We start from the raw sequence: 251 nt of genomic DNA on the forward strand, positions 1-251 counted from the left end.
GCCCGCTGCCACAAGACCTGGAAACCGTCCGCAACCAGGACATCGGCGACCTGTTCATGACCAACGCAGTGGCGCCCATCCGCGTCGCCCGGCGCCTGGTCGGCCAGGTTCGCGAGGGCAGCGGCGTGCTGGCCTTCATGAGCTCGATCCTGGGCAGCGTGACCGTGCCGGACGGCGGTGAAGTCTGCCTGTACAAAGCCAGCAAGGCGGCGCTGAACTCGATGATCAACAGCTTCGTTGTCGAACAGCAG

1 protein-coding gene is annotated in these 251 nt (G+C 65.3%); it reads left to right on the top strand.

All coding sequences use genetic code 11. The features are described from left to right. A partial coding sequence (locus SB756_RS33145; RefSeq protein ID WP_410913644.1) for an SDR family NAD(P)-dependent oxidoreductase occupies window positions 1-251 on the top strand: 251 nt, incomplete at both ends.

Origin of the sequence: Pseudomonas sp. SIMBA_068, assembly GCF_046534705.1 — a bacterium.
In the GTDB taxonomy this organism is placed as follows: domain Bacteria; phylum Pseudomonadota; class Gammaproteobacteria; order Pseudomonadales; family Pseudomonadaceae; genus Aquipseudomonas; species Aquipseudomonas putida.